Consider the following 9,258-nt stretch of genomic DNA (forward strand, 5'->3'; position numbering starts at 1 on the left):
GGGCGGCGCTGTGGCGTCGGCAAGTTCGTCTGCTGGCCAGCATCCACCGCCCCCCTGATCCAGTCCGACACGCTGAGCCCAGAGGCGGCTGCTCGCTCCCGCCATTCGGCGGCAGTGGGCTTGTCGATCCGTAGGCTGATGGTGGTCGTTTTCGGGACTCTGGACACGGTGCCTCCGGTTGTTTTGTGTGGGGGATTGAAGGGGCTGCGCCCCTCACCAGCCCCGGATTACTGGAGGCCGCGAAGCGGACGAAAAGTAATACGGGTACGCTGGCTAATAACCAGTACAGCAAAAAAAGAGAGGGGCGGCAACTTGCAATTTATTGTCACCGTGACACATAATCAATTACCGTTACAGTGACAGGAAATGACACCATGAAGGACGCCACGGATCAGGGCACTGGGGACATGTTTGGCATCAAGCGCGGACGGGGTAGACCAAAGACCGGAACAGCCAAAAGCGGGGCAGAACGACAAGCCGCCTACCGGGCCAAACAGCAGGAAGATAACGTTACTGTGACGATAAATAGGGCACTGATGGAGGGGTTGGATGCTCAGATGCAGGCGATCAGGGACGGAGGTTCTGCGGTGGTGCTTACCTCGGAACAGGCCGGGGAGATCTTGAGAGCACTACGAAAAGCAGAAACCAAACAGCTCCGGGGATAACAGCTACTGCCCACAGGCCGAACACATGGCCTGATGGACAGCCCTACGGGATCGCAGTTACCCCCCTCACAACGAGCCCTCTCTCTGGAATACTACCAGGTCTCAAGGAACGCCCTCCGGGCGCTGTTATCTGATATAGGCTTGTTTTTGATCACTCAAGATCACAACGGAGGTAATTGGACACACTGCCAGCCGAGATTTGCAGATCCTCGGCTATATCGCGGTTGCTGTAGCCCATTGCTTTGAGCCGCAATACTTCCGGCAGCAGCTCTGCCGCTTTGCTGGGCCTGCCCCCGCCCTTGGATACCTTGCCGCCCTTAGCCCCTCTCCGCGCTTGGATCTCGGGGGTATGTGTCCGATCAACGTAATCCGCAAACGAGGTCGGGGTAAGGTGCCGCCATATCCAACGTGCGATGCTCTTGGCCGTGGCCTTGATCTCACTATGGGGCAACGGGCCGCCCTGCTCGCGTCCAAACGCATTGGCGCTCTCACAGGCAGCTCTCACCGCATCCGCCCATGCGTCGTATCCATTGGGCCGCCAATACTCCCGCACAGCGCTGTAGCCCCATTCCCGCACGTTATCGAACACAGTGACGTTACGGCCTAGCCCGCTCGCCTCTTTACCGCTACGGCGGTTGTAGGCCGCTAAATCAGCATCTGGGCAGAACTCCGCGAGATAGTCGAGGGAATAGGGCGCATGGTTATGCCATACCGTCCACCAATCGCTGTGTACGGGGTTTTTGGTGATCAACCCAACGTACCCCATGTCAGCACCCAACTTCTTCGCCAGAACGTGTTCTATGGCCGCCAGATAGCGCAGCGGCTTTAGCCTGGCTGCATTGGTACGCGCCACCGGCGCAGCCAGCAGATAGCCGAGGTGGTAATTGCCGTTCTCGGGGTTGATCGCGATCCAATGCGGCGCAGGCAAGCCGCGCTCTCGCCACTCTTGATACCCTTCTCGCCGCTGCTCATAAGGCTTTCTGTCCACATCAAACACAATGCAGGAGACGTGCGGCGGCGGGTTGTGCTGGATGTGGCGATAGGCGAGGGCGGTAGCCTGCGGACGAATGAGCAAGCCAGACGATAAATCGTCTGTGCAGTACGGGCGACGGGGGAGTCGTTCGACGAATTCGGCGGCTTGAAGCGCTGGTTTTACCATCGATCACCGCGCTTATTGGCGGTGCAGTCTTGTGTGAGATCGGTCATGTGATATGCTTTCCCTGTTCTTAGTGAACGGCCCCGAACTCTCTGAAAGCTTCCGCCAAGTTGCATTAACAGAGATTCGGGGTTTGTCTTTTCTGGACAGTACGTTACTGCAACGATGCCCTATCGGCAAATTATCCGTATACCTCGCTGCGATGGCCGATTTCCACTGCCACGATCACCAATTCAGCATCCCTGATCTCACAGATAACCCGATAATCCCCCACTCGATAACGCCAGTAAGTACGCAGATTGCCGGTTAACGCCTTGCCTGCATCCCTTGGGTCCTCCAGCATCATCACCCGCCGCAGATATTTGGTAATTCGCTGGGCTTGGGTCTTATCCAGCCTCGCCAACTGCTTTCTAGCGTTATCGGCCAGTTCAACTTTCCAAGCCAAGTTCGCGCTCCACTTCATCCAGTGAGAACAAGCGCTCTTCGCCCTTACGAACTCTCTCCATGACCCGTTCAGCCAAGTAGTAATCTTCAAGGTCTTCCAGGTGCGCCAAGATGGCCTCACGGGCATAGAACGTCTTAGTTCTGCCCGTCACCTCGGCCAAATGGCTCAACCTTTGTTCAATCTCTGACGGCAACCGTATCGCCAACATAGTCCACCCCTCACGCCAATAATATACGCGTATATCATACTCCAATCGCAAGCCCCTGCAACGAGGGGTCGTCTCAGAAAACGGAAAATAAAGCACGCTAAGCCGGTTGCAGCGGCCGTAGCGGCCTGAACTTGCCCGCGCCGACCTTGGCGCTACTGCGCCAGAGGTAATCGCCGGTCAGGTTGATGTGTTCCCAGCCCAGCGGCGACAGGTACGGCAACAGCGCATCATCGACGGCATGGCCATTGCCCCGTAGCCCGTGTGTCGCCCGTTCCAGATAGACCGTGTTCCACAGCACGATAGCTGCCGTCACCAGGTTGAGCCCGCTGGCCCGATAGCGCTGCTGCTCGAAACTGCGGTCGCGGATTTCACCCAAGCGGTTGAAGAACACGGCACGGGCCAGTGCGTTGCGGGCTTCGCCCTTGTTCAACCCGGCATGCACACGGCGGCGCAACTCGACGCTTTGCAGCCAGTCGAGGATGAACAGCGTACGTTCGATGCGGCCCAACTCGCGCAGGGCGACGGCCAGGCCGTTCTGGCGCGGGTAACTGCCGAGCTTCCTGAGCATCAGCGAAGCCGTCACCGTGCCCTGCTTGATCGAGGTGGCCAGCCGCAGGATTTCGTCCCAATGGGTGCGAACGTGCTTGATATTGAGCGTGCCGCCGATCATCGGCTTCAACGCATCGTAAGCGACATCGCCTTTCGGGATGTAGAGCTTGGTGTCGCCCAAGTCGCGGATGCGCGGCGCAAAGCGGAAGCCCAGCAGATGCATCAGGGCAAAAACGTGATCGGTGAAGCCCGCCGTGTCGGTGTAGTGCTCCTCGATGCGCAGGTCGGATTCGTGGTACAGCAGACCGTCGAGCACGTAGGTCGAGTCGCGCACGCCGACATTCACGACCTTGGTGTGGAACGGCGCGTACTGGTCGGAGATGTGCGTGTAGAAAGTCCGTCCTGGACTGCTGCCGTATTTCGGGTTGATGTGGCCTGTGCTCTCGGCCTTGCTGCCGGTTCGGAAGTTCTGGCCGTCCGACGATGACGTGGTGCCGTCGCCCCAGTGTTCGGCGAACGGGTGCCGGAATTGCGCGTTCACCAACTCGGCCAGCGCCGCCCCGTAGGTTTCGTCGCGGATGTGCCACGCTTGCAGCCAAGCCAGCTTGGCGTAGGTCGTGCCGGGGCAGGACTCGGCCATCTTGGTCAGGCCCAGGTTGATCGCGTCGGCCAGGATCGTGGTCAGCAGCAGGTTCTTGTCTTTGGCCAAGTCGCCGGACTTCAGGTGCGCGAAGTGCCGAGTGAAGCCCGTCCACTCATCCACCTCCAGCAGCAATTCGGTGATCTTGATGTGCGGCAGAACCATTGCCGTCCGGTCGATCAGCGCTTGGGCGGTGTCGGGCACCGCCGCATCGAGCGGCGTGATCTTCAGGCCCGATTCCGTGATGATGGCGTCTGGCAGCTCGTTGGCAAGCGCCATGCGGTTGACGGTGGCGAGCTGCGTTTCCAGCAACGTCAGCCGCTCGCGCAGGTACTGGTCGCAGTCGGTGGCCACGGCCAGCGGCAATTCGCTAGCCAGCCTGAGACTGGCGAACTTCGCGGGCGGCACCAAGTAGTCTTCGAAATCTTTGAACTGGCGCGAGCCCTGCACCCATATGTCGCCGGAGCGCAGCGCGTTCTTCAGCTCCGACAGCGCGCACAGTTCATAGTAGCGCCGGTCGATGCCGGTGTCGGTCATCACCAGCTTCTGCCAGCGCGGCTTGATGAAGTCGGTCGGCGCATCGGCAGGCACCTTGCGGGCGTTGTCGCTGTTCATGCCGCGCAGTACCTCAATGGCCTCCAGCACATCCTTGGCAGCGGGCGCGGCCCGCAGCTTGAGCACGTCGAGGAATTCCGGTGCATAGCGGCGCAGCGTGGCGTAGCTCTCGCCGATGCGGTGCAGGAAATCGAAGTCTTCGGGCTGAGCGAGTTTCTGCGCTTCGGTGACGCTCTCGGCGAAGGCGTCCCAGGACATGACGGCCTCGATGGCGGCAAACGGATCGCGGCCCGCCTGCTTGGCCTCGATCAGCGCTTGGCCGATGCGTCCGTATAGTCGTACCTTGGCATTGATGGCCTTGCCGGACGCCTGAAACTGCTGCTGATGCTTGTTCTTGGCAGCGTTGAACAGTTTGCCCAAAATACGATCATGCAGGTCAATGATTTCGTCGGTGACGGTGGCCATGCCCTCGATGGCGAGCGCGACCAAGGTCGCGTAGCGCCGCTGCGGCTCGAACTTGGCCAAGTCGGCGGGCGTCATCTGACCGCCCTCGCGGGCGATCTTGAGCAGGCGATTCTGGTGCACTGACCGCTCGACGCCGGAAGGAAGGTCGAGCGCCTGCCACGCCTTGAGGCGTTCGATGTGTTCCAGCATGTGCCGCGAATTCGGTTTGGCTGGTGACTGGCGCAGCCAGGCCAGCCAGGTCGTCTTGCCGTTGTCCCGGCGCTTGAGCAGATCGTCAAGGCGGCGGCGATGCGTGTCCGTCAGCGGTTCGGTCAGGGCGTCATAGATGCGGCGGTTGGCGCGAGTGATCGCCTCGGCGCTTGCCCGCTCGACGGCGTTGATGGCGGGAAGAATGATCGACTGCCGCCGCAAGTGATCGATAAAGGCGCTGGCCAGCACGATGCCCTTGTCGGTCTGCACCGCCAACTCGGTCAGCATATGGACGGCCTGCCGGTAGTGGCTCATCGTGAAGGGCTGGAAGCCGAACACCATTTGCAGCTCCACCAAATGCTCGCGCCGGGTCTGCTCCCGCTGCCCGTACTCGTCCCAGCTTTCGACGTCGACCTTGAGCTGCTCGGCGACCAGTTTCAGCAAGGGCGGAAACGGCTCTTCATCGACGCCAAGGATGGTGCCGGGAAAGCGCAGATAGCAGAGCTGCACGGCGAAGCCCAACCGGTTTGCTGGCCCACGCCGCTGCCGGATGATGGAGAGGTCGGTGTCGCTGAACGTGTAGTGACGAATCAACTCATCCTTGGTGTCCGGCAACGCCAGCAGGCTTTCGCGCTCGGCGAAGGAGAGGATCGAACGGCGTGGCATGGGAATTCCTTTTATTTGTCACATTATTTACTAAAATGATCGTTTACATACCTTAGAAAAGGTGACGGATTAAGTGACATATATTGACACCATGACGTGCCAAAATCACACTGTCACATAATCGAACGTATATGTGACAGGTTCAACATGCTGATTGGCTACGTGCGAGTATCGAAAGCGGATGGTTCTCAGACCACCGATTTGCAACGCGATGCGCTGCTAGCTGCGGGCGTTGATTCCATACATATCTACGAAGACCACGCATCCGGTAAGCGAGAGGACCGCCCGGGCTTGGCAAATTGCCTGAAGGCGCTACGGCCAGGTGACACGCTAATCATATGGAAACTCGACCGTCTTGGACGCGATCTGCGCCATCTCATCAACACAGTGCATGATCTGACTGGACGCAATATCGGCCTCAAGGTGTTAACGGGCCACGGTGCGTCCATCGATACGACGACCGCTGCCGGGAAGCTCGTCTTTGGCATCTTCGCTGCACTGGCCGAGTTCGAGCGAGCGCTAATCGCTGAACGCACGGTGGCGGGCCTGGCTTCTGCACGGGCACGCGGTCGAAAGGGAGGGCGACCATTCAAGATGACGCCCGCCAAGCTGCGCTTGGCAATGGCGGCAATGGGACAGCCAGAAACCAAGGTCGGCGATTTGTGTGCCGAACTCGGTATTACACGTCAGACCTTGTATCGATGCATTTCACCAAAAGGCGAGCTACGTCCCGATGGAATCAAGCTTCTCAATCAGGGTTGATGACCGCGTTAGCATGCCAATTCAATTTTTCTCAACGAAAGGAAAGCACCATGAAAGAAAAGAAAGTGAAATCAATGCCCATGAATACTGGAATTTCAGAAGCTGACCGCAAGAAGATTGTCGAGGGCTTGTCCGCTCTCTTAGCCGACAGCTACACGCTGTACTTGATGACGCACAACTTCCATTGGAATGTAACTGGGCCGCAGTTCAACAGCCTGCACATGATGTTCATGGATCAGTACACCGAACAGTGGAATGCGTTGGACGTCATCGCCGAGCGCATCCGTGCCTTGGGTTTCCCGGCGCCGGGAACCTACAAGGAATTCGTCAAGCTCGCCTCAATTCAGGAGGTCGAGGGGGTACCCAAAGCCAACGAGATGATCGCCCATCTGGTTGCAGCGCAAGAAGCCACCGCCAGAACTGCTCGCAAGCTTTTCCCGGTAGCGGATGAAGCCAACGATCAACCCACGGCGGATGTGCTGACCCAGCGCATCGATGTCCATGAAAAAACGGCTTGGATGCTGCGCAGCTTGCTCGAAGACTGACGCAAACCACCAGTCAGCCTGGATTGGGCCAACGATTTCTGATCACAACGCAACAAAGGAGTGAGACATGGAAAACAAAGACGCAAGTTCTTCTGGAAAATGTCCGGTCATGCACGGAGGTGCCACATCAGCCAGCATGCAGACCATGGAATGGTGGCCCAAGGCCCTGAATCTGGACATCCTGCATCAGCACGATAGCAAGACCAACCCGCTGGGCGCGGGCTTCAACTACCGCGAAGAGGTCAAGAAGCTCGACGTCGACGCGCTCAAGAAGGACCTCAAGGCGCTGATGACCGACAGCCAGTCCTGGTGGCCGGCTGACTGGGGCCACTACGGTGGGCTGATGATCCGCATGGCCTGGCACTCAGCCGGCACTTACCGCATCGCTGACGGGCGCGGCGGCGGTGGCACCGGCAACCAGCGCTTCGCGCCGCTCAACTCCTGGCCGGACAATGCCAACCTCGACAAGGCGCGCCGTCTGCTCTGGCCGATCAAGAAAAAGTACGGCAACAAGCTCTCCTGGGCCGACCTGATCATCCTCGCCGGCAACATGGCCTACGAGTCGATGGGCCTGAAGACCTTTGGCTTCGCCTTCGGTCGGGAAGACATCTGGCACCCCGAGAAGGACACCTATTGGGGGTCTGAGAAGGAATGGCTGGCCCCCAGTGGTAGCGCTGGTAGCCGCTATTCGGGCGAGCGCGACCTCGAAAATCCGCTGGCCGCCGTGATGATGGGGCTGATATACGTGAACCCGGAAGGTGTCGACGGCAAGCCCGATCCGCTCAAGACGGCCCACGACGTGCGCATCACCTTCGCGCGCATGGCGATGAACGACGAGGAAACCGTGGCACTGACGGGTGGCGGTCACACCGTCGGCAAGACGCACGGTAATGGCAGTGCGGCCAACCTGGGGCCAGCTCCCGAAGGTGCCGAACTCGAAGAGCAGGGTCTCGGCTGGCAGAACCACACCACGCGCGGCATCGGCCGTGACACCGTGACGAGTGGCATCGAAGGCGCGTGGACCACGCATCCGATGAAATGGAACACCGGGAAGGGCGGCTACTTTGACCTGCTTCTACGTTACGACTGGTGGCTACAGAAGTCGCCCGCCGGCGCGCACCAGTGGGAACCGGTCAACATCAAGGAAGAAGATATGCCGGTCGACGTCGAAGATCCGTCGATCCGCCGCAAGCCGATCATGACGGATGCCGACATGGCAATGAAGTTCGATCCCGAATATCGCAAAATCGCCGAACGCTTCCGCGACGACCCAGCCTATTTCGAGAAAGTCTTTGCCCGTGCCTGGTTCAAGCTGACGCACCGCGACATGGGCCCGAAGTCGCGCTACATCGGCCCGGATGTGCCGGCGGAAGACCTCCTCTGGCAAGACCCGGTACCCGCCGGTCGCAAGGATTACGACGTTGCCGCCGTCAAGGCGAAGATCGTCGCCGCCGGCCTCACTATCGGCGAGATGGTTTCAACCGCTTGGGACAGCGCTCGCACCTTCCGTGGCTCGGACAAGCGCGGCGGTGCCAACGGCGCGCGTATTCGTCTTGCTCCGCAGAAAGACTGGGAGGGTAACGAACCGGCGCGACTCACTAAGGTCCTGCCCATCTATGAAAAGATCGCCGTAGACACTGGCGCAAGTGTTGCCGACGTGATCGTCCTCGCCGGAAACGTCGGCATTGAGCAAGCAGCCAGATCGGCTGGTGTTGAGGTGACGGTCCCGTTTGCTCCTGGACGTGGGGATGCCAAGCAAGAACAAACCGATGTTGAGTCCTTCGAGGTGCTTGAGCCCTTGGCCGATGGTTTCCGCAACTGGCTGAAGAAGGACTACGTGGTCAGTGCAGAGGAACTGCTGCTTGATCGCGCCCAGCTGATGCGTTTGACGGCATGCGAGATGACAGCCTTGGTGGGTGGGATGCGGGTACTCGGCACTAACTTCGGCGGCACCACGCATGGCGTGTTCACGGATCGGGTTGGCACGTTGACGAATGATTTCTTCGTTAACCTGACCGACATGGCTTACAGCTGGAAACCGACGGGGCGTAACAGCTACGCCATCGTTGACCGCAAGACGGGGGCACCCAAGTGGACGGCGACCCGCGTTGATTTGGTGTTCGGTTCAAATTCAGTGTTGCGTGCCTATGCGGAGGTCTACGCGCAGGATGACAACAAGGCCAAGTTCGTGCAGGACTTTGTGGCTGCATGGGCGAAAGTCATGAACGCGGATCGCTTTGATCTGCAATAGGTTGGATGGCAGGACAGCCTGCTGAACATCCTTCGGAGAGACCGAAAAGCCATCGTTTTTCGGTCTCTCTTTTTGTATCCGTAGTACCTGGAACAACGAATGACGTACTGAAACTCCTAATTTCCTTAGCGTGCTTTATTTTCCGTTTTCTGAGACGACCCC

General features: G+C 59.1%; 8 protein-coding genes. 4 read left to right on the top strand and 4 right to left on the bottom strand.

The window, feature by feature from the left end; translation table 11 throughout:
* The first annotated feature begins 374 nt into the window (after positions 1-374).
* Positions 375-665: a hypothetical protein gene (locus ACRCSW_RS02065; protein WP_270796928.1), complete on the top strand. Its 291-nt coding sequence runs from the start codon at positions 375-377 to the stop codon at positions 663-665.
* 151 nt (positions 666-816) lie between these two features.
* Here ACRCSW_RS02065 and ACRCSW_RS02070 read toward each other — a convergent pair whose 3' ends face one another.
* From ACRCSW_RS02070 to ACRCSW_RS02085, 4 genes are all read right to left on the bottom strand, one after another.
* On the bottom strand, positions 817-1,824 hold the full coding sequence (locus ACRCSW_RS02070) for a replication initiation protein (RefSeq protein ID WP_270796927.1): 1,008 nt from the start codon (positions 1,822-1,824) through the stop codon (positions 817-819).
* A 178-nt stretch (positions 1,825-2,002) separates the two neighbouring features.
* Positions 2,003-2,266 carry a type II toxin-antitoxin system RelE family toxin gene (locus ACRCSW_RS02075; protein ID WP_270804997.1) on the bottom strand — a complete coding sequence of 88 codons (264 nt, stop codon included), beginning with the start codon at positions 2,264-2,266 and terminating at the stop codon, positions 2,003-2,005.
* Positions 2,250-2,474: a type II toxin-antitoxin system RelB family antitoxin gene (gene relB, locus ACRCSW_RS02080; RefSeq protein WP_270796924.1), complete on the bottom strand. Its 225-nt coding sequence runs from the start codon at positions 2,472-2,474 to the stop codon at positions 2,250-2,252. Before relB ends, ACRCSW_RS02075 begins: the two co-directional genes overlap by 17 nt.
* A 97-nt stretch (positions 2,475-2,571) precedes the next feature.
* Complete coding sequence (locus ACRCSW_RS02085) at positions 2,572-5,538, bottom strand: Tn3 family transposase (RefSeq protein WP_128272751.1); 2,967 nt, start codon at positions 5,536-5,538, stop codon at positions 2,572-2,574.
* Positions 5,539-5,685: 147 nt separating this feature from the next.
* Here ACRCSW_RS02085 and ACRCSW_RS02090 point away from each other — a divergent pair, with 147 nt between their 5' ends.
* The 3 genes from ACRCSW_RS02090 to katG all read left to right on the top strand — a co-directional run bounded on the left by ACRCSW_RS02090 (position 5,686) and on the right by katG (position 9,096).
* On the top strand, positions 5,686-6,300 hold the full coding sequence (locus ACRCSW_RS02090; protein WP_104456138.1) for a recombinase family protein: 615 nt from the start codon (positions 5,686-5,688) through the stop codon (positions 6,298-6,300).
* Positions 6,301-6,350: 50 nt separating this feature from the next.
* Positions 6,351-6,845, top strand: coding sequence for a Dps family protein (locus ACRCSW_RS02095; RefSeq protein ID WP_104456139.1), 495 nt, complete (start codon positions 6,351-6,353; stop codon positions 6,843-6,845).
* A 67-nt stretch (positions 6,846-6,912) separates the two neighbouring features.
* The gene (gene katG, locus ACRCSW_RS02100) at positions 6,913-9,096 is read left to right on the top strand and encodes a catalase/peroxidase HPI (protein ID WP_104456140.1); all 2,184 of its coding nucleotides are present in this window, start codon (positions 6,913-6,915) and stop codon (positions 9,094-9,096) included.
* The last annotated feature ends 162 nt before the right edge of the window (positions 9,097-9,258 follow it).

It is taken from the genome of Tabrizicola sp. (assembly GCF_051645465.1).
GTDB lineage: Bacteria > Pseudomonadota > Alphaproteobacteria > Rhodobacterales > Rhodobacteraceae > Tabrizicola.